Here is an 18835-nt window from a genome sequence, read left to right on the forward strand (position 1 = left end):
CGTTGGGCTATGTCAGTCCTATCGACTTCGAACGTCAGGCTGGGGTAGCCTAAGGAAGCTTATCTCGGTGTCCATCAAACCGGCAGCACCTCATTCCCCAGGAACAGATGTTCGATCTGCGCAGCGGTGCCCTCGATATGCTCCTGACCCCCGTCACATCGACTGGCAGCGACCTGCATATCGAGCATTTGTTTGATGAAGACCTCCATCTCGTGGCGCCGCCCGAACATCCCTTCGCCACCCGTTCCGGCTTGAAGCGGTCCGATATTGGCGGAGCCGATACGTTAGGCATCGATCCGCGTTATCCGTTTCACCAACAGACGCGGGACATTTGCAGCGATCTGGGACTAAACCTGCTGGGAAATTATGAAGGCACCAGCCTGGATAGCCTCAGCCAGATGTGCGCCTCAGGTCTGGGACTTGCAATCCTGCCGGACCTTTATCTGCGATCAGAGGTGGGCGGCAAAAATATCATCGTGCCGCTGGTTATCGAGGATTGGCAGAGCCGGCGTTCCGTGGCCGCCATCTGGCGGGGAAATTCGGTTTACGGCCACCACTATGCCCAAGTTGCAATGATCATAAAGCGCGAGGCAAAATTGATGCTTAATGCCGCAGCGCAGAGTTGATTATCCCCGATCATCGGATCACTCTGTCGAGGCCTTGATGTCTGCCGTGCGGAAGCCCTGAGCCAATGTGTGATAGAGTTTGGCCGCACAGACCTTGCTGCTAACCCAATCCGCGATCAGCGCGGCGATGAACAGAGGTAAGATCATCGCTCGGTCGGCTGTCATTTCCATAACAATGATGACCGCTGTCAACGGTGCGCGAACCACGCCTGTAAAGTAGGCCGCGACCCCAAGTAGCACAATCGCGCCCGATGGCTCATCGGCAAAAAAGTGTGATACAAGCTGGCCAAGCCCGGCCCCCACGGAAAGGGAGGGCGCAAATATTCCGCCCGGCGCCCCGCTCAACGCGGTAGCCAGTGTGGAGACAAAGCGCGCCGGGCCAAATAACAAAGACGCCTTTCCGCCACTCAAAAGATCGCGCGTCGTTTCATATCCTGTGCCCCAGGTGATCCCGCCGCTGACAAGGCCCAACGCGGCAACCACCATTCCACAAGCAAACGCAAACTTCACCGGATGTCTTCGGACAAAAACCATCGGACGTTTGTCGCGGTAGCCATTGCACCAAGAGCGCGCGAGAACGCTCCCCCCGTAAGTCCACCCAACACACCCATAACCGGGGCCAGAATGGCAATGTCGCGTATCGCGAGATGCCGCTTCATCATGCCAAAGTAAACGTAATCGCCTGCAATGCCCAGACTGACCAGACCCGAGATCATCACAGCGGCCATGACCATAACAGCCACTTTTTGCTCAAAGGCCGCAGCCAATTCCTCGATAGCGAAGGCCACTCCTGCAAGGGGGGGTGTTAAATGCCGCGGCAACGTCGGCTGCTCCGCCTGCAATTATGACGCCCGCATTGATCGGAACGCGCAACCACCGATGCACCGCCACCATGAGCGCCGCGCTGACTTAAACTGTCGGCCCTTCGCGCCCAACAGCGCCGCCGCCCAGCAACATAAGCAAAGTGCAGCCCAATTTTGCCACGGCCGTGCGCAGTGAGATAAGCGGGCTCTTTACGCCGCTCGAAGGATGATGGACGACCGCCATCACTTGCGGAATGCCCGATCCGCGCGCTTCGGGAAACCAGCGCCTTGTCATGGCAACCACCAAGGCAAACACAAACGGTGTCGATGCCGCAGTCAGCAACGGATGTGCTGAAAAGGCATGAGCAAAACTGTGCTGGCTCCAATCGCCCACCTTGGCAAAGACAATGGCGACCAGACCCAGCAATACTGCACCAAGCAACGCCGCCATGCGGGCTTGCAAGGCTCTGCGGGCCAGACTGTAACGTGCAAGCCAGGGGCGAGCAAAGGCGTTCATCGGCGCTCTCCAGAACAGTGTATCAGACCGAATTGGACAAGGGCATTGCTAATGCACCCGCAGGCACCGCCCAAATGATCACCAACAATGACGGCTCCCACCGGCATCGCGATGTGCCAAGGTGATGCCGTTGTAGGACTCACATGAGTGAGCCGCCCGTGAAACAGAACCAAGGTTCGCCTCGCTTGCAAGCCAGCAAAGTGCGCACCTGCGCATCGCCGACAATTTTGCCGGTCTGGTCACCACGTCTGCGTCTGGAACCGGCGGCAGAAGCAGGATCAACCCCGTGGCTCGCATTGACAGTCGAACGCGCCTGCTCGAAACGGCATCTGGACAGGTGTCGCCCCAAACCAACCGGGTCTGCCATGATTTCTGCCACGATTTTTCTTGGCACGGATTCCACACTGGCATAAAGTGCCGAAATCCGCAGATTTCTGCGGTTCTCGACTGGGCTGAAACGGGGCCTCCGGGCGGGTATCAAATTTTGGTACCGCCATGCGGAGGTTCGAATCCTCCCACCCCAGCCAGCGCCCTTTCTCAACCATTCTCAATGGTTCCCATAGGGCTGTTTTTACGCGCCTTTTGAAGTATTCAGCATTCCCAACCGTTCCCGGTGCTTCCCGACTGTTCCTCAACCAATTGGGGGTATTTGGGGGTATCGCCAAGAATCAGTGGGGGTATTGAATGTTAACCGACAGGGAGTGTCGGGCGGCGAAGGCTGACCGAATGGTCGGCCGACAGTCCGGCGCTGATCGCACATGTCATCGCCCATTGCCTGCCTCATTGTCAGGCCATGGCGCAATGGACGATGAGCAGCGCATATGAAGAATTGGGCGTGGCCGATTATGTCCTGAAAGAGGGCGATATGGGCTATGGTACGATGATCCATCAGATCCCGAAAGTTCCTTTCAACACCTATAAGCTGATGCACGAACTGGGCGACACCCGCCTTGCCGCCGAAGGCCCGGCGCTGGCCAGCAGACGCGCCGATGGCAGCATCGCCACCCTGATCTGGAATCTGGCCGAGGTGCAGCAGCCTTCGGGCATTCCCGGCGTGGCGCGAACGCACAATGTCACCGGCGAGGACAAGAGTTTTCTGGTGAAATTCGAAGGTGCCGCCGGAAAGACCGCCAAGATCCAGTTTGTCGATCAGCAGCGCGGCTCGCCCTTGCCCGCATGGCGCGCGATGGGATCGCCCCAATATCCGCGCGCTGATCAACTGGCCGCGCTGCGCAAGGCGGCCGAGATGGCCGCCCCGATCACCGTGAAACTCGATGTTCAGGGAGCCCTGACCTTGCCGGCAGAGGGCGTGGCCCTTATCACGCTGGCATGGTCTGAACCGGGGGCGCTTTATAAGCGCCCCCGGGCTTTTCAGCGCGCGTCGCCGACGGCAACACCGGCCACAACTGGCCCGATGGAGACGATGGGCGCCATCGCCCATGCCAAGGCGCTGCACCAAAGGCGGCGGGCGGCCTGATCGTCAAGCCTATGCCTGCGGGGATGAAACCGCTGCTTAATTGACGCTGCGGCTTTGCCCCTGCCAAAACTCGGCGCGCATGGCCTTCTTGTCGAATTTGCCCACCGGGGTTCGCGGCAGGCTGTCACGAAAGAACACATGTTTGGGCGCTTTGACGCTGCCAAGCCGCGCCTTGCAATGGGCCATGATCGCGGCGGCATCGGGCGCCTTCACCGAATTGGCCACCACCAGCACGCTGACCGCCTCGCCCCATTTTTCATCGGGGATGCCGATGGCGGCGCATTCATGGACGCCCGCCATTTCAGAGACAGCCGCCTCCACCTCGCTGCAAAAGACATTGAAGCCGCCGGTGACGATCATGTCCTTCTTGCGATCAACGATGTAGAAAAAGCCATGCTCGTCGCGGCGCCCCACATCGCCGGTGTGGTGCCAGCCATGGGTGCGCACCTCGGTGGTGGCTTCCTCCATCTCGAAATAACCGTCGCACACGATGCCCCCGCGCCCGACGATTTCGCCCACTTCACCCACAGGCAGCAACGCGCCATCATCGTCCATCAATTCCAAGCGCACGGACATCGTGGCCCGCCCGCAACTGGCCAACCGTTCGGGATGATCGCCCGCAGCCGCAGCGGCCACGATTTCGGGCGGCAACCATGTGGCGATGAGGTGAAATTCGGTCTGCCCATAGGATTGGCACAGGCAGGGCCCAAAGACCTCGACCGCCTGCCGCAGCTTTTCCGGGCTGCAGGCCGAGCCCGCCAGCAGGAAATAGCGCATACTGGAATAGTTATAGTGCCGCACATCGGGATGGGCCAGCATCGAATAAAGCGCGGTGGGCGGCAGAAACATATGAGTGACGCGATGAGTCTGGATCGCCTCCATCACCGCATGAGCGTCAAACGCGGGCAGCATCACAATCGTCGCCCCCATGGCGATCCCCGCCAACGCAAAAGGCCCCGCCGCATGAGACAAAGGCGCGGTGGCAAGGAACACCGGTATCTCTTCAACCGCCATCAAAATGGCGATGCTTTCCAGCATCGTGCCCCAACTGCGGTTCAGCGCGCGCACCCCTTTGGCGGGACCAGTGGTGCCGCCTGTGGCGATGATCGCGCATAGCTCGCGGTCGCCACCATCCGGGCCGCCCAGATCGGGAAAAGGCGGCGCATCGGGGGGCAGCATGAAGCCATCGAGGCAAGGATTGCCTGCATCGGGCGCATCAAGGCAGATCAGATGCCGGATCGATGGCACTTGCCGCGCGGCCTCATGCGCCTCGGCAGACAAGCTGGAATGATAAAACAGCCATCCCGCGCGCACATAGCGCAGATAGGCAATCGTATCAGGCAGCGCGTTGCGCGTGTTGACCGGAATCCACACCGCCCCTGCGCGCCACAACGAGAGCATCGCCGTCAGCACGCCCGGATGGTTGGGCGACATGATCGCCACCGCCTCTTGCGGTTGCAGGCCCGCCGCCGCCATGGCCCCCGCCAAACGGTGCGTCATACGCTGCATCGCGGCATAGGTGATCGCGCCCTGCTGCGTTTCCAGCACCGGGCGTTCAGGGTAAAGCGCGGCGGATTTGTCGAAATAGTCAATGTTGCGCATGGGCTTGCTATCCAAACGGGTTGATCAGCACCTTGCAATCATGGGTGCGCCGCCGCAGCGCCTCGAAACGCTCTGGCGTGGCGTCCAAGGCAATCGTGTCGGACACGAGATGGCGCGGCTCGGGCGCACCGCTGCACAGGGCGTCAAGGGCGGCTTCATATTCCTGCCGGTGAAAGAAGGCCGAGGTGACCAGCCGCACTTCCTTCGACAGCATGGCAAAGGAATTGAACGTGTCGGGCTGGGTGCAAAGGCCCAGCAGCAGGATCGTGCCGCGCGGGCGGATCTGCTGCACCGCCTGCGCGATCAGGCCCGGGCGGCCCACGCATTCGATCACCACATCGGCCTTGCCGCCCAGCGCCCGCTCTGCCGCTCCGACCGGATCGTCGGGTTCCGCCACAAAGCCGGTCGCCCCCATGGCCAGCGCACGCTCGGCCTGAAACGGCGCCACATCCTGCACCACCACCGCACGGGCCCCGCGCCGCCGCGCCCAGAAGGCGGCGGCAAGGCCAATCGGCCCGCCGCCCAGCACCAGCACCTTGTCGCCGGTCTTCATCCCCGACAGGTTGATGCCATGCAGCGCCACGGCCAAAGGCTCGATGATCGCCCCATCGGCCAGGCTGGCGCTTTTGGGTAGGCGCACGCATTGGTTGGGCCGCGTGACGGCATATTCGGCATAGCCGCCGCCCTGCAGCCAGAAATGCTCGCACCACGCCACCTCGCCCGTCACGCAGGCGGGGCAGTGGCCGCAGCTTTTGAGCGGGCTGACCGCAAGGAGATCGCCCGTGACAAAGCCTTCGACATCCTTGCCCAGCGCCACGACTTCGCCCGCGAATTCATGGCCCAGAACGCTGCCCGCAGTCATCCCATAGGCAGGGTCCTCCGTCATATGCAGATCCGACCCGCAAATGCCGCAGCGCCCGACCTTGACCACGATCTCACCTGCGTTCGGCGTGGGATCGGGCAAGGTTTCGAGCGCCAGCGGCCTGTGCAGCCCCTGCATCACGACTGCACGCATCAGCCCGCCCCTTTAGACGTAGAGCTTGGGATTGATGGCGATGCCATGGTCCCGGCAATAGGTCTCATAGTGGTTGATGAACCACCACACATCGGCGGTATCGACCAGATTGGCCTGATCGTCAAAGAAGTCGATCGGACCCTGCATCCAGCCGAACAGCTTGCAGCCATCGGGATGCTCGGTCACCAGCGTATGGCTTTCGCCCGGCACTTCCAGGATGAGGCCGCCCGGCGTGGCGGTCCAATCATATTCCAGATAGCGCACGCTGCCCTCGAGACAGACCATGGTGATCGTGCCGCGATGCAGATGGGTGCCGATCACCCCCGGCCCCTTGACCCACAGGATGTTCGAAAACAGGTTCTGCCGCACGTCAAAGGCCAGATGCTTGATCGCGGCGTTTTCGCCAAAGGGCACCCATGGGCTGTCCACATCGGTTTGCGCATCAATATAGCGCCCACCGGGGCTGAGGCGATCCACCAAAGCCTTATGGGGGAATTTCACATCGACAATGGCGGCCTTATTCGAAGGCGGCGCGGTCATAACGGCCATGGCAATTCTCTCCTTAGTTATTTTGTCTGCAATACATACTAATGCGCCGTTTGGCCGCCGTCGATCACAAATGTGGCGCCATTGATGAAACTGGCCCCATCGCTGCACAGATGCAGGACGGTGGGGGCGATTTCCTCGGGCTGGGCCGCGCGGCCAGAGATGTTTTGCGCGAAGAACATGTCGGTAAAGGCATTGCTTTCGGCCCAATGGCGGGTCATCGGCGTGACGACAAAGCCGGGGGCGATGCAATTGGTGCGGATGCCGACCTGCGCATATTCCACCGCCGCCGCTTTGGTCAGGCCCGCCACGGCGTGTTTCATCGCGCAATAGGCGCTCATATTGGGATCAGCGATCACCGCCCCCACGCTGGCGGTGTTGACAATCGCTCCGCCGCCCACGGTCAGGAAATGCCGGATTTCGGCCTGCATCGCATAAAACACGCCCTTGAAATCGACATCGATGGCCAGATCCAGTTCCTCCGGCGTCACTTCATGGATCGGGCGCTGGGGCGGCAGGATGCCCGCATTGTTGAACGCGCAATCCATCCGCCCGAAATGGGACAGGCAAGCCTTGACCAAAGCCTCAACCGCCACCGGATCGCGCACATCGGTGGACAGAAACTCCGCCCTGCCGCCCGCCGCCGCGATCATCGCGCGCGTTTCCTGCGCGCGCGGGTCGATGTCGCCGATCATCACGCTGGCCCCCTCGGCGGCAAAGGCAAGAGCGGTGGCTCGCCCGATGCCCGTTGCCGCCCCGGTGATCAGCACGGCTTTGCCGTCAAACCGCCCCGCCATCATGCGATCCCCGATTTGCCGGGGGCAAGGATATGGTTGGGATCAAGCGCCTGTTTGATAGCGGCATTCACCGCGCGGTTGGTATCGCCATATTGCGCCGCCACCAAGTCCATCGCGTGAACCCCGGTGCGATAGGAACACCAGCCGCGATCGCCAAATCCGGTGACCAGTTCGCGATAGCAATCATCGGCGCGCTTTTCCTCGGCCGGGTCGCTTTTGTCATACAGCAGCGCGATGATGTGGTGCAATTCGCGCATCCCCACGGCAAAGGCGGCGGTATAGTCAAAGCCGTGCCGCGCAAGGATCTGTTTAGCCAGATCGATTTGCCCCTGCGTTTCGCTGCCCTTGGCCGGGGCCACCGGCGCAAACCATGCTAGGCCCCCGCCTGCACCCTTCCACCGCGCAAGGCCCACTTCCTCAAGGCTGAGGCCGCCGCGCATCAGCGTGGCGTGATGGTGGAACCACGGGTTGTCCTTCATCTGCTCCTGCGTCATCACATCGCCGTCGATGGCGGCAAAGGCGCCCCGGATGATGCGCTCGCTTTCGGCCACCTGCGCGGGCGTGCCGTACAGCGCGATATAGGTGTTCCACATGCCCAGATCATGCTGGGCCGCAAATTGGGCGATCTCCTCATCGCTGACCTGTGCGGGTTTGGTGGTCACTTCGCCGCGCCGGTGGAACATGGCCAATTGATAGGCCGCCCCCATCATCAGCACCACATTGGGAACGATGCCCGCAATGCGCAAAGGCCGCATGGCATCGGTAATGCGCGCCACATCCTCCATCTTCTTGTGGCGCACCACCAGCGGTTTATAGACCGGCGGCGCGGGCATCAGCCACAGGCCCATTTTCGTCACCACGCCAAAATTCGACTGGGTGAAAATGCCGTCCAGATAAGGGCCATAGCCCCATTTGAACGCCTGCCATGCGCTGGGGTTCTTGGTGCTGCCCATGCCGGTTTTCAAAATGTCGCCATTGGCCATGACGACCTCCATGCCGCATTGCACCATGAAATGCTCGCCATAGGGCGTATAGCCCACGCCGCGATCCAGCGTATTGCCGACCGGGCCGACAATCGGGCCAACTGTGGGCACATCGATCCACAGCGGGATATTATGCTCGTCCAGATAGTCGCGCATCTGCTGATAGGTGACGCCCGGTTCGACCAGCGCGGTGCAAAGCTCGGTATCGACCGAAAGGATGCGGTTCATGCGTTTCAGGTCAAGGATGATCTGGCCCGGCGCGGCGGTGGTGGTGCTGCCATAGCCCATATTCTTGCCGGTGCTGACCGGCCAGAGGGGCTGACGATATTGGTTGGCGATTTTGAGGATCGCCTGCACTTGTTCGACATTGTCCGGCGCCACCGCGCCCACCGGCGCATGGCGGCCCGTGGGATCGGGCGTATAGCTTTTGGACCATGGCCGCAGGCTCTCGGCATCGCCCGCCACCCATGCATCGCCCACCACGGCGCGCATGGCCTTGAGCGCAGCGGCAAGATCGGCCTTGCTGACGCCCGGCGCCAGAACGGCGCCCTGCGCCATCGCCTGTCCGGCAATGCCAATGGTGGCCGCAACTCCCGCGCCCAGCAATCCGCGTCTGTCGATGGTCGCCCCGCTCATTGGCCATGCTCCTTGGTGTCTTTGGGGGCCTTGGAAATCCATACGGCCAATGCGTCGAGTTCGGCGGGGGAGATTTCGGTCGGGCGCATGGCGGGCATGCCGTTGCGCCCTGCGCGCACCATCGCCTGAATATATTCAACCGGCAGTTTGCGGCCCAAGATGATCGGCCCCACGTTATGGCCGTGGCAATAGGCGCAGATGCTGGCGTAAGTCTTGGCCGGGCTGCGCTGTGCCAGCGTTTGACCCAAGGATTGCCCCGTTTGCGCCGAAGCGGGCGCGGCCAGGGCCAGCGCCATCAGCATCCACCGCCTCATTTGAACCTCCCCAGCATCATGCCGCCATCGATCACCACATGGGCGCCGGTCATATAATCAGAGGCATCGCTGGCCAGCATCAGCGCCAATGGCTTCATCTGCTCGGTTTCGGCCACGCTGCCCAAGGGCACGATGGCGTCCCATGCCGCGCGCACGGTGGGGTCTTTCTTCAGCCAACCACCACCGATGTTGGTGACGAAAGGCCCCGGCGCGATGGCGTTGATGCGGATCCCGAATTCGGCAAGCTCCAGCCCCAGCGCGCGCACCATATGCAAAATGCCCGCCTTGGCAGGCATATAGGGTAGGCCGACAATCGGTTCGGTCACAAGCCCTGCGTTGGAGGCCGTGGCAATGATCGCGCCGCCGGTGCGGCCGTTGGCGCGGCCGGGCTGCTTCATGATCCGCACGGCATTGCTGATCGTATAGAACATGCCGGACAGATTGACCGCGATCGACTTGTCCCAGCGCTTGGGATCATAGGTATCGACCTGCCCATCGGGATTGCGATGGCCTTCGGGGTTCCAAAAGCCCGCCCCGGTGTCGATCCCGGCATTGGCAAAGCAGATGTCCAGCCCGCCAAACGCCTTGGCGTGATCGTCGAACACGCGGGCCACGGCGTCACTGTCGGACACATCAAGTGCGACGGCGCGCACATCATAGCCCGCGTCGCGCAGGCGCTGCGCCTCGCGCTCGGCCCCGGCCAAGTCAATATCGCTCAGCGTCACCGCCGCCCCGCCCTCGGCCATCGCCTCGACATAGGCAAGGCCGAGGCCAGAGGCGCCCCCCGTGACCAGCGCGCTGCGGCCCGCGACCGAAAATCTGTCCAGAATTGCCACTGTGCCTGATCCTTTACAGATAGAGCGCGGGGTTGATGGCGATGTTGTTTTCGCGGCAATAGGTCTCGTAGTGGTTCATGAACCACCACACATCGAGCGTTTCGACATGCTTGCCATCGGCATCGTAAAACTCGTTGGCGCCCTGCATCCAGAACAGGGCCTTCATGCCATCGGGATCATCGGTGACCAGCGTATGCGCGGTGCCGGGCGTTTCGGTGATGAAATCGCCGGGGCGGCATACCCAGTCATATTCGAGATAGCGAAACGAGCCTTCCAGCCCGATGGCCCAGACCGGCCCGCGATGCTTGTGAGTGCCGATCACGCCGGGCGCCTTGATCCACAAGATGTTGCAATAGATGTTTTGCCGGACGTCAAACGCCAGATGCCGGATCGCCGCGCCCTCGCCAAAGGGCACCCACGGGCTTTCGCTCTCTTCGCGGCCGACATAGGTGCCTTCGACGCCCTTGCTTTTGATCAGATCCCCGTAAAGTTCTTGGATCTGCACGATCTTATAGGCCGAGGACGGCGGTGCTTTCATAGTGCCCATGGGCTGTTCCTCTCTGGGATATTATCGGATGAGCGTGTCGACATAGTCGGCGCCGATGCCATTGCTGGCATAATGGGCGCGGGCCGCGGCGATGTAGTCAAACACATCATAGTGGCCGGTGGTGTTGCCCGCTTCGTCCAGCCACATCAGCGGGCCGGAGACGACGAAGAACACTTTCATCGGGTCGGCATGTTCATAGCAGACCAGCGTGTGGCTCTCGCCGGGGGTTTCATAGACGAAATCGCCCGCCGTGGCCGTCCACTCATGCTCCAGATAGGCCCACTTGCCGCTGATCGTGTAGGCCCAGATCGGGTGCGGATGGTAATGGCGGTTCACAAGGCCCGCCTGTTTGCTCATCAACACATCGGCCCACATATTCTTGGACGGGCTGATCCACACCGGCTTGGACGAGACGGTCTCGCTGATCGGCACCCAGTAGCGTTCGTCGCCCTCGGCGATCTTGGGCAGATAGACTTCGGGCAGGCCGCCCTCGCGAAAGACCTTTTCGACCGGCTTGATATCTTTCCAGAATTCGCTGTGCGCTGTTTCGGGCATGGTCGCCTCCTTCAAGGGAAAGGGCGCCGGACGGACAGGGCCAGTCCGGCGCAAGGCAGGGTCTCGATTAGAACTTGATCCCAAGCCGCGCGTACCATTCGGCCGGGCGGCTGTAGGTGCCGTAGATCTGGCCACCGGCATATTGGGCCTGACCCGTGGTCAGATAGCGCTCGTTGGTCAGATTGGTGCCGCCCACGGTCAGATCCCAGAACCCGCTGAGCGGCTTATAGGTGGCGCTGGCATTGATGACGGTCGTGGCGGGACGTTCGAGCAGGAAGGTCCCTTCGGTGTCATTCTTCATCTTGTCGGTGAAGGTGACATCGCCCAGCAGCACCAGCTTGCCATGCTTGCCAAGATCAGCCTCGTAACGGGGGCTGATGTTGATCTTGTACTTGGGCGTCTTGGGCAAGGTGGCCCCGGCAAACACGCCAGCCTGCAAGGCCGAGGCAGCCACCTGCGCCGGGCCATCGACCGAAGTATAGACGGCATCGGTATAGCCCAGCGATCCAGTCAGCGTCAGGCCTTGCGCAGGCGCGGCGGTGAGTTCCAGTTCAAAGCCGCGAATGCGCGCAACACCCGCGTTCTGGATGGTGGGCGAAACGCCTTGCTGAAAGTTGAGCTGGATGCCCGAATAATCGGTCTGGAACACCGCGCCGTTGATTTGCAGATGGCGGTCAAAGAACTGGGTCTTGGCGCCCACCTCATAGGTTGTGGCCTTTTCCGCGCCAAAGCCGGGCGCATAGGGCAGCGGGTTGGACAGGCGGGTGGTCCAGCCGCCGGTCTTGTAACCCTTGGACCAGCTGGCATAGAGCATGATCGCATCGCTGGGGTGATATTGCAGGCCCACCTTGGGCGAGAAATTGTTGAAGCTCTTGTGCTGCTCGCCCGCAATGTAATAGCGCAGGGGCTGGCCCGGGTTGGGGAAGTTGTTGTCGATGCGGCACTGGTTCGAGATCGGCGTCAGCGAGGCGCAATTGGGATCGCCAAAGAACTGGGCCAGCTTGTAGTTCAGCCCGTTATTGTCCGACTGGAACCCCTCGAAGGTCTTGCTTTCATGGGTATAACGCCCGCCAAGGGTGATGCCCAACTGCTCGGTGATCTTATAGTCGGCCTGACCATAGAAAGCATAGTTCTTGGTGGAGAGGTTGTTGGGCCCATCCACCTGCAACAGGCCTTCGGCAAAGGTCACGTAATCATGCAGATTGCCGCTTTCGGTAAAGTAATAGGCGCCCAGCACATAGTTGAGCTTCTTATCCATCGCCTTGCCGGTCAGTTGCAGCTCCTCGCTGAACTGCTTCTGGTTCATTTCAAAGCTGGTGTGCAGGAAATCGAGCGGCGAACCGTCCAGATCCATGCCCGCCTTCCAATGCAGTTCGCGATAGGCCGTTATTGACTTGATCGTCATATTTTCGGCCAGATCGTAATCAATGGTGGCCGACCCGCCATAGGACTTCATTTTCGAGAAATTATTGCCATTGGCATAGCTGGTGTCGATGCTGTTGGTCACAAAACGGTTGTCATAGGGCAGCCGGTTGTTGTTCGGATTGGCATCGGCATTGACGCCATAAATCGAGGGCAGATCGACCACCGAATTGAGGCCGCCGCGATTGCCGACAAAGGCGCCCGACGGAGGCCCGCCGATAAAACTGTCGCAAGGGCCGGTCACGCCGCCCACGGTCTGCGTGGGATTGCCCGCGATGGCGCAATTATAGGTGCCTGCAAACACGGCCGGAAAGGTGGCGATGAGTTTGTTGGCGATTTGGGACGTGTCGATATTGCTGTAATCGCCGCTCAACGTCACGCGCAGAGCGCCGCCGTCATTGTAACGCAATTTGCCGCGCAGATTGTAATTGTTGTCGCCCCCTTCGGTGCCGTAACCGCTGTTGTAATATCCGGCCGCCTTGAACGAAGTGATCGGGTCCTCGGAATAGTTCGACGCGCCGGGGAACGGAATGCGGTGCATATAGCCGTCGCGATGCGTGGTCGAAAAGCTGAGCGAGGAGGACAGGCTTTCGGTGATCGGCAGATCGACCGTGCCCTTGGCCGAAAACATGCCGAAGCTGCCGGTGGTCACGCTGCCGGTGAAGCGGAATTCCTTGCCCGGATCATGGGTGACGATGCTGATCGCGCCGCCGATCGTGTTGCGGCCAAACAGCGTGCCTTGCGGGCCTTTCAAGACCTCGACCCGGTCCACATCGGGCAGATCCTGATTGGCGCCCACCGAACGGGCCAGATAGACCCCGTCCAGATAGATGCCGACGCCCGGATCGATGTTAAAGGCAAAGTCATTGGCGCCAATGCCGCGAATATAGGCCGACAGCACCGCCGAGCTGCCCGAAAAGGGCGTGCCGGCGTCCAGCGTCACGTTGGGCGCGATGGCCGAGAGCGAGGCCACGCTGGTGACCGCGCGCTCCTGCAACGCATTGGCGGTAAAGGCGCTGATGGCGATCGGCACGTTCTGGACGTTTTCCGACCGCTTTTGCGCGGTGACGACAATGGCCTCAATGCCGCCATTGTCCTTGGCCTTGGCTGCTTCATCAGCGGCAAATGCAGGGGCGGCTGTGATCAGCCCGCCCAGCGCCACACCCACGAGCAAAATGCTACGCATAGTTCCGGTTCCTCTCCTGACTGCCGGTCTTTTACCGGTTCGTCCGATTGTGAGTTTAACGATGGAAAAACCCTTGGCTTGCACTGGGGCGCAAGGGATTGGGACAGAGGCGCAAAACCGGCGCCCCAAATTCTATTGCATGCCCCGCCATTGCGAGGGCGTGGCGCCATAAGCGGCGCGAAAACAGCGGGCGAAATAGCCGCTGTCGGAAAAGCCGAGGTCGAAGGCGATGGCGGTCACACTCATCCCCGGATTGACGATCAGCAATTCGCAGGCGCGCGTCAGACGCCGCGAGAGAATATAGGCCGAAGGGGTAGTGCCCATCGCGGCAAAGGCGTTCTGCACCGTGCGCACGCTGACGCCCAGTTCCGCCGCGATTTCAATCGAGCCGAATTGCGCACAGCCCAGATTGGCATCCACCAGCGTCACGATCTTGTCGCGCAGGGGCTGGCAAGGTTGGACGGGATGTTGCCCATCGCGCACCGCAAGGCTGAGCAGATCGAGGAAGACGTTGGACACGCCCTGCTGCCATGCCGCATCACTGTGGCCTTGATCGCCCTGTTGCCAGAGCGAGAGGATGAAATTGTGCAACAGACGGCTGCCCGGCGTGGCCCCGGAAATGCGGCGCGAGAGGGCGGCATCGAGATCGGGCAGGCGCGCCTCCAACCCGGCGCGCGGCATTTCCACCACCAGAAATTCGTGCTGACGCAGATCGATGCGATAGGGTTCATTGGCGCTGGACAGCACGAAATCGCCTACGCCCAGTTCGGACACCCGCCCGCATTGTTCATGGCGCGAGCGGCCCGAATGCTGGACATGCAGCACCACCGCCTCGGGCGCCGATCCGGTCGGGCGGCGCTGCACCAGACTGCCGCAGGAACGCGGGCGGATCATCACCAGATCGCCCAGACTCCACCGCCGCATCTCCGCCTCAAAGGCATCCTTGCGCTGGTCAACCAAGGTGCCGGGATAGGTCTCATTGGTCAGCCGGTTCCAGAAATCGAGACGCTCATTGGCGGCGATCCGGGCGGTGGAGAAATGTTCGATCGTGCTCATGATGCCTACCTTTGCAAGATCAACGTCCGCGCCGGGCCAAAACGGCAGGCGCGGATTCCAAAAGCCCCAGCGCCAGCACCGTGGCCGCCACGGTCAGGCCGAGCATGATCCACAGCGGCGCGCCCAGCCCCCAGACATCGGCCGCAGCCCCCGCCACAAAGGGGCTGAGCACACCGCCCAGCACCTCGCCCGCGCCCATCACCATGCCGGTCAGTGTGGCGGCCAGACGCGGATCGACCGATTCCGAAGGGATCGTGGCCATGAACATGGGGAACAGGCCATTAAGCCCCCAGCCGAAGAAGAAAATCGCCGCCAGCCCCCAGCTTCCGCCTGTATAATACAGCGCGCCCAGCGGCAGCAGCATCCCCAGCGCCGAAAAGCCGATCATCACCGGCTTGCGCCCGATGGCGTCGGAAATGGCCGGCACCAGAAAGCTGCCCAGCCCTGCCGAAATGCCCAGCACCGCCATCATCCAGCTCATCGTTTCAGGCGCCATGGCGCGCACCTTGGTCAGATAGAGCGGCATGAAGGCCCAGCACACCACCAGATAGCTGACCAGCAGCACGGCAATCGCAGCGCACAGGATGACATTGCGATTTCCAAAGGCCTCGCGCATCGTCACCTTGGGGCGTTCGGCATGTTCATGGGCTTCCCTCGGCGGTTCGCGCAGGGTGAAAGCGATCAGGGCGGCCGTGACGATGCCGGGCAGCGCGGCCAGATAAAAGCCCTCGCGCCAGCCCCAGGTGTTGGCGATCCACACCAGCACCAGCGGCGCGACAAAGGAACCCAGCAGGTTCGACCCCAGATTCTGCCCGATGCCCATCGCCATGCCGCGCCGCGCGGGCGCCACTTCCTCGACGATCATCGCATGGCTGACCGGCATGATCCCGCCTTCGGCCACGCCCATCAGCAGGCGCGCGGCAAACAGCACCATAAAACTGCCCGCCGCGCCCGATACGAAAGAGCACAGGCAAAAGGCGAGGCTGGCCCAGACGACCACGATCTTTTGCTTGCCCATCCGGTCCGACAGGCCGCCCACCACAAATCCGGCAATCGCCCATGTCAAAGACAGCGCGCTGGATAGCAGGCCGACCGCCTTGTTGCTGAAGCCCAGATCGTGCTGGATGAAAGGCATCAGAAAATTGGGAGCATTCCGGTCGAAAAAGACGATGCCGAAATTGAGGCTGAGCAGCCCCACCACCCAGATCTGATAGGCCGCGCCGCGCCTTGTCGCGGCATTGGGATCGGGCGCGCTCATGCAAAAGGCCTGACGCGATCAGAGCCATCCCAATTCTGCGCCGCCGCATAAAACCGGGTAAACGCCTCGTCCATGCCCGATGTCGCGGGGATCAGTTCGAGCATCCCCGGATCATTGTGCCCATCGTCCAGATAGGCCACCGAGCCGCCGGTCGGCACTTGCGCCCGGTAGGCTACCGTATAGCCGCGCGCTTCATAGTCCGGTATTTCGGCATCCACATCGCTCACCGCCACGCCGATATGGTGAAAACCATAGCCGCGCCGGTCGATCAAATCCTTGTAAACCGAAAGATTGTCATCCAGCGGCTGGATCAATTCGATGCATATCGATCCGGCAAAAGCCATGGCGATGGCAACATCGCCGGTGGCCTGCGCCCCGCGATAAACATGGTCAGGCGCCAGAAAATGGTCGAGCAGAAACCACGGACCAACCCGCGCCTCGTCAATCCACCAGTCGATTGCCTGATGAATATCCCGGACCACATAGGCAGTCTGAATCGTCTGGCCCACGCGGGCGCCAAAGCCCATCGCATGCCCTTTCGGCAATTGCATCGCTCTCTCCTTTACCGGCGCGAGGTCCATGCCCCGCGCTCTGGTTTTTGCGTTTCGCGGCCTAGGTCACAGGCGGATCACCACTTTGCCGAACAGATCGGGCGATGCCTGATAGGCATAAGCGGCCTTGGCCTCCTCCAGCGTAAACACCTTGTCGATCACCGGCTTGATGCCATGGGCGTCGATAAAGGCGTTCAGCCTTTCGGCCATGCCGCGCGACCCAACGAAAATGCCGCGCAGATTGGCGCCCTTGAACATCAGCCCATGGGGCGAGGTATTGCCCTCGCGCGTCAACACCCCGATCAGCGCAATCTCGCCCGCAAAGCCCACCGCCGCGATGGATTGCGCCAGTGTCCCGGCCCCGCCCACCTCGACCACATGCTCCACCCCGCCCTTGCCCGACAGAGAGGCGGCCTTGGCGCCCCAATCGGGCGTATTGCGATATTGGATCGTTTCATCCGCGCCCAGCGCCGCCACGCGCGCCAGCTTATCATCCGAACCGCTGGTGGCGATCACCTGCGCACCCGCCGCCTTGGCGATCTGCAACGCCAGCAGCGACACGCCCCCGGTGCCCAGCACAAGAACATGCTCGCCCGCCGAGACCGGACGCGGCCCTTCCATCAAGGCGTTCCACGCCGTCACCCCGGCGCAGGGCAGACAGGCCGCCTCCTCAAAACTCAGGCTTTGCGCAATCCTGACCACCCCGCTGGCGGGAAGAGCGACATACTCCGCCAACATGCCCTTGGCCCCCGCCGCGCCCAGCGCAGGCCCCATCGCAGGGTTGGGCGGTCCATCCATCCAGTTCTGGAAAAAGATCCCCGCCACGCGGTCGCCCACGGCAAGGCCGGTCACACCCTCGCCCACCGCCACAATTTCGCCCGCGCCATCGGACAGCGGCACGATATCCTCCGTAACGGGCCCGCCCATATACAGGCCCAGCGGGATCATCTGATCACGATAATTGAGCGAGCAAGCGCGCACCCGGATCAGCACTTCTCCGACGCCCACTACCGGCGCGTCCTGCTCCACAAGTTGCATGGCGTCGAGGCTCGTCGCCCCCTTGCGCAAGATCCAGGCTTTCATCCCATCCCCCGATAGGCCGCTTTGCCATCCCTTTGGCGCCCGCTTGTTCTTACGGGCCGGCTCTTGACTGCTATAGGTCATCCAATCGGCGTCGCTCCGCAAGGGTTCAAAATTTCACTGAGTGAAACTTCATCCAACAACCAACGTGCCGATGCGCGCTGCTATGCCCTGCAAGCTGGATAAATGGCGCAGCGCCACTTCCTCCACCACAGCGCGGCGCGCGGGCCATGTGATATTGATGGCCGCAATCGGGCCATTCTCGCCATTGACCGCTACCGCGATCGAATTCTTGCCATCACGCAGCACCGTCTGCCGGTCGCGGTCCGACCATGGATGATGCGGCAGGCGCGTGGACCATCCGCGCTGCCGGGTCTGGGCAATGATCGCGTCGATCTGTTCGCGCTGCTGCGCTGTGCCATCGGGCGGGGTCAGGCGGGCGATGATCGCGTCGCGCTCTGCATCGGCGCAGGCGGATAGATAGGCCCGCCCCGTGGCGGTGTGCAGATAGGACAGCTTTGCCCCCACCGGACCCAAGGCGGCAAAGTCAAAGCGGGCGACCTGACCATTGGTTTCAATGATTTCCATATGGTCAAACCGGGGGATGGCGATCACGCTGGGCCAGACCACCTGCGCCGACAATTCTACCAGCAGCGGCGAGGCGATTTCGGCAATACGGCACACCCGATCCGGCGCCCCCGCGCCCGCCGCGCCGGGCAACCATACGCCATCGGCCAGTCGTCGCCACACCAGCCGCCGACTGGCCAGCGTTTGCAACAGGCGCAAAAGAGTCGCCTTGGACAGGCCCAGATGCTGGTGCAGCGCGTTAAGACTTCGCCCCTCGCCCCCCGACGCCCTGATCGCCAGCAGCACATCGAGCCCGCGTTCCAGCGCGCGGATCGATTTGACGCCCGATTGCCGCGCCATATTGTCGCCATCCAATGCCATGCCGCCCCCATTTCACGGTGTGAAATTTACCGCGCGAATTGCATTAGGCAATCCGGGACGGCCATGAAAATATCGGCGTC

The 18835-nt window shown here is 61.8% G+C and carries 18 protein-coding genes and 1 pseudogene; 2 read left to right on the forward strand and 17 right to left on the reverse strand.

Going from position 1 to position 18835, the window contains the following annotated elements:
* Nucleotides 1-107: 107 nt before the first annotated feature.
* Nucleotides 108-626 carry a LysR substrate-binding domain-containing protein gene (locus tag GGR38_RS17580; protein ID WP_246404893.1) on the forward strand — a complete coding sequence of 173 codons (519 nt, stop codon included), beginning with the start codon at nt 108-110 and terminating at the stop codon, nt 624-626.
* Nucleotides 627-644: 18 nt separating this feature from the next.
* Here GGR38_RS17580 and GGR38_RS24645 read toward each other — a convergent pair.
* Both GGR38_RS24645 and GGR38_RS24650 read right to left on the reverse strand, forming a co-directional pair.
* A pseudogene (locus tag GGR38_RS24645) lies at nt 645-1414 on the reverse strand (chloride channel protein).
* 121 nt (nt 1415-1535) lie between these two features.
* The gene (locus GGR38_RS24650; protein ID WP_425497069.1) at nt 1536-1946 is read right to left on the reverse strand and encodes a chloride channel protein; all 411 of its coding nucleotides are present in this window, start codon (nt 1944-1946) and stop codon (nt 1536-1538) included.
* 751 nt (nt 1947-2697) lie between these two features.
* Between GGR38_RS24650 and GGR38_RS17595 the strand changes: the two genes are divergently transcribed.
* A complete protein-coding gene (locus tag GGR38_RS17595; protein ID WP_343059165.1) occupies nt 2698-3423 on the forward strand; it encodes a GH39 family glycosyl hydrolase in 726 nt (241 codons plus the stop codon).
* A gap of 36 nt (nt 3424-3459) precedes the next feature.
* Here the strand turns inward: GGR38_RS17595 and GGR38_RS17600 are convergent, their stop codons facing one another.
* The 15 genes from GGR38_RS17600 to GGR38_RS17670 all read right to left on the reverse strand — a co-directional run bounded on the left by GGR38_RS17600 (nt 3460) and on the right by GGR38_RS17670 (nt 18755).
* On the reverse strand, nt 3460-5025 hold the full coding sequence (locus GGR38_RS17600) for a class I adenylate-forming enzyme family protein (RefSeq protein ID WP_183627470.1): 1566 nt from the start codon (nt 5023-5025) through the stop codon (nt 3460-3462).
* A 7-nt stretch (nt 5026-5032) separates the two neighbouring features.
* Nucleotides 5033-6040, reverse strand: a complete 1008-nt coding sequence (locus tag GGR38_RS17605) for an alcohol dehydrogenase catalytic domain-containing protein (protein ID WP_183627471.1) — start codon at nt 6038-6040, stop codon at nt 5033-5035.
* Between the two features lie 12 nt (nt 6041-6052).
* Entirely contained in the window at nt 6053-6589 is a 537-nt protein-coding gene (locus GGR38_RS17610) for a 2,4'-dihydroxyacetophenone dioxygenase family protein (protein WP_183627472.1), read from the reverse strand.
* A 38-nt stretch (nt 6590-6627) separates the two neighbouring features.
* The gene (locus tag GGR38_RS17615) at nt 6628-7386 is read right to left on the reverse strand and encodes an SDR family NAD(P)-dependent oxidoreductase (RefSeq protein ID WP_183627473.1); all 759 of its coding nucleotides are present in this window, start codon (nt 7384-7386) and stop codon (nt 6628-6630) included.
* Entirely contained in the window at nt 7383-9002 is a 1620-nt protein-coding gene (locus GGR38_RS17620) for an FAD-binding oxidoreductase (protein WP_183627474.1), read from the reverse strand. The genes GGR38_RS17615 and GGR38_RS17620 overlap by 4 nt, the downstream gene beginning before the upstream one ends.
* A complete protein-coding gene (locus tag GGR38_RS17625; RefSeq protein ID WP_221227146.1) occupies nt 8999-9316 on the reverse strand; it encodes a c-type cytochrome in 318 nt (105 codons plus the stop codon). Before GGR38_RS17625 ends, GGR38_RS17620 begins: the two co-directional genes overlap by 4 nt.
* Nucleotides 9313-10152, reverse strand: coding sequence for an SDR family oxidoreductase (locus GGR38_RS17630; RefSeq protein WP_183627475.1), 840 nt, complete (start codon nt 10150-10152; stop codon nt 9313-9315). Before GGR38_RS17630 ends, GGR38_RS17625 begins: the two co-directional genes overlap by 4 nt.
* Nucleotides 10153-10165: 13 nt before the next feature.
* Nucleotides 10166-10699 carry a 2,4'-dihydroxyacetophenone dioxygenase family protein gene (locus tag GGR38_RS17635; protein ID WP_183627476.1) on the reverse strand — a complete coding sequence of 178 codons (534 nt, stop codon included), beginning with the start codon at nt 10697-10699 and terminating at the stop codon, nt 10166-10168.
* 21 nt (nt 10700-10720) lie between these two features.
* Nucleotides 10721-11254 carry a 2,4'-dihydroxyacetophenone dioxygenase family protein gene (locus GGR38_RS17640; protein WP_168602035.1) on the reverse strand — a complete coding sequence of 178 codons (534 nt, stop codon included), beginning with the start codon at nt 11252-11254 and terminating at the stop codon, nt 10721-10723.
* A gap of 67 nt (nt 11255-11321) precedes the next feature.
* A complete protein-coding gene (locus GGR38_RS17645) occupies nt 11322-13862 on the reverse strand; it encodes a TonB-dependent receptor (RefSeq protein ID WP_183627477.1) in 2541 nt (846 codons plus the stop codon).
* A 132-nt stretch (nt 13863-13994) separates the two neighbouring features.
* Nucleotides 13995-14918: a helix-turn-helix domain-containing protein gene (locus GGR38_RS17650; RefSeq protein ID WP_183627478.1), complete on the reverse strand. Its 924-nt coding sequence runs from the start codon at nt 14916-14918 to the stop codon at nt 13995-13997.
* A gap of 19 nt (nt 14919-14937) precedes the next feature.
* Nucleotides 14938-16176, reverse strand: coding sequence for an MFS transporter (locus GGR38_RS17655; protein WP_183627479.1), 1239 nt, complete (start codon nt 16174-16176; stop codon nt 14938-14940).
* Nucleotides 16173-16727, reverse strand: a complete 555-nt coding sequence (locus tag GGR38_RS17660) for a VOC family protein (RefSeq protein ID WP_246404899.1) — start codon at nt 16725-16727, stop codon at nt 16173-16175. The genes GGR38_RS17655 and GGR38_RS17660 overlap by 4 nt, the downstream gene beginning before the upstream one ends.
* A gap of 66 nt (nt 16728-16793) precedes the next feature.
* Nucleotides 16794-17810, reverse strand: coding sequence for a zinc-dependent alcohol dehydrogenase family protein (locus GGR38_RS17665; protein ID WP_183627480.1), 1017 nt, complete (start codon nt 17808-17810; stop codon nt 16794-16796).
* Between the two features lie 129 nt (nt 17811-17939).
* Complete coding sequence (locus tag GGR38_RS17670) at nt 17940-18755, reverse strand: helix-turn-helix domain-containing protein (RefSeq protein WP_246404901.1); 816 nt, start codon at nt 18753-18755, stop codon at nt 17940-17942.
* Between the last annotated feature and the right edge of the window lie 80 nt (nt 18756-18835).

It is taken from the genome of Novosphingobium sediminicola (genome assembly GCF_014196525.1).
GTDB lineage: Bacteria > Pseudomonadota > Alphaproteobacteria > Sphingomonadales > Sphingomonadaceae > Novosphingobium > Novosphingobium sediminicola.

Coding starts and splice junctions, on each gene's coding strand:
- GGR38_RS17580 (WP_246404893.1), top strand. CDS start 108: ATGTTCGATCTGCGCAGCGGTGCCCTCGATATGCTCCTGACCCCCGTC.
- GGR38_RS24650 (WP_425497069.1), bottom strand. CDS start 1,946: ATGAACGCCTTTGCTCGCCCCTGGCTTGCACGTTACAGTCTGGCCCGC.
- GGR38_RS17600 (WP_183627470.1), bottom strand. CDS start 5,025: ATGCGCAACATTGACTATTTCGACAAATCCGCCGCGCTTTACCCTGAA.
- GGR38_RS17605 (WP_183627471.1), bottom strand. CDS start 6,040: ATGCGTGCAGTCGTGATGCAGGGGCTGCACAGGCCGCTGGCGCTCGAA.
- GGR38_RS17610 (WP_183627472.1), bottom strand. CDS start 6,589: ATGGCCGTTATGACCGCGCCGCCTTCGAATAAGGCCGCCATTGTCGAT.
- GGR38_RS17615 (WP_183627473.1), bottom strand. CDS start 7,386: ATGATGGCGGGGCGGTTTGACGGCAAAGCCGTGCTGATCACCGGGGCG.
- GGR38_RS17620 (WP_183627474.1), bottom strand. CDS start 9,002: ATGAGCGGGGCGACCATCGACAGACGCGGATTGCTGGGCGCGGGAGTT.
- GGR38_RS17625 (WP_221227146.1), bottom strand. CDS start 9,316: ATGAGGCGGTGGATGCTGATGGCGCTGGCCCTGGCCGCGCCCGCTTCG.
- GGR38_RS17635 (WP_183627476.1), bottom strand. CDS start 10,699: ATGGGCACTATGAAAGCACCGCCGTCCTCGGCCTATAAGATCGTGCAG.
- GGR38_RS17640 (WP_168602035.1), bottom strand. CDS start 11,254: ATGCCCGAAACAGCGCACAGCGAATTCTGGAAAGATATCAAGCCGGTC.
- GGR38_RS17645 (WP_183627477.1), bottom strand. CDS start 13,862: ATGCGTAGCATTTTGCTCGTGGGTGTGGCGCTGGGCGGGCTGATCACA.
- GGR38_RS17650 (WP_183627478.1), bottom strand. CDS start 14,918: ATGAGCACGATCGAACATTTCTCCACCGCCCGGATCGCCGCCAATGAG.
- GGR38_RS17655 (WP_183627479.1), bottom strand. CDS start 16,176: ATGAGCGCGCCCGATCCCAATGCCGCGACAAGGCGCGGCGCGGCCTAT.
- GGR38_RS17660 (WP_246404899.1), bottom strand. CDS start 16,727: ATGCAATTGCCGAAAGGGCATGCGATGGGCTTTGGCGCCCGCGTGGGC.
- GGR38_RS17665 (WP_183627480.1), bottom strand. CDS start 17,810: ATGAAAGCCTGGATCTTGCGCAAGGGGGCGACGAGCCTCGACGCCATG.
- GGR38_RS17670 (WP_246404901.1), bottom strand. CDS start 18,755: ATGGCATTGGATGGCGACAATATGGCGCGGCAATCGGGCGTCAAATCG.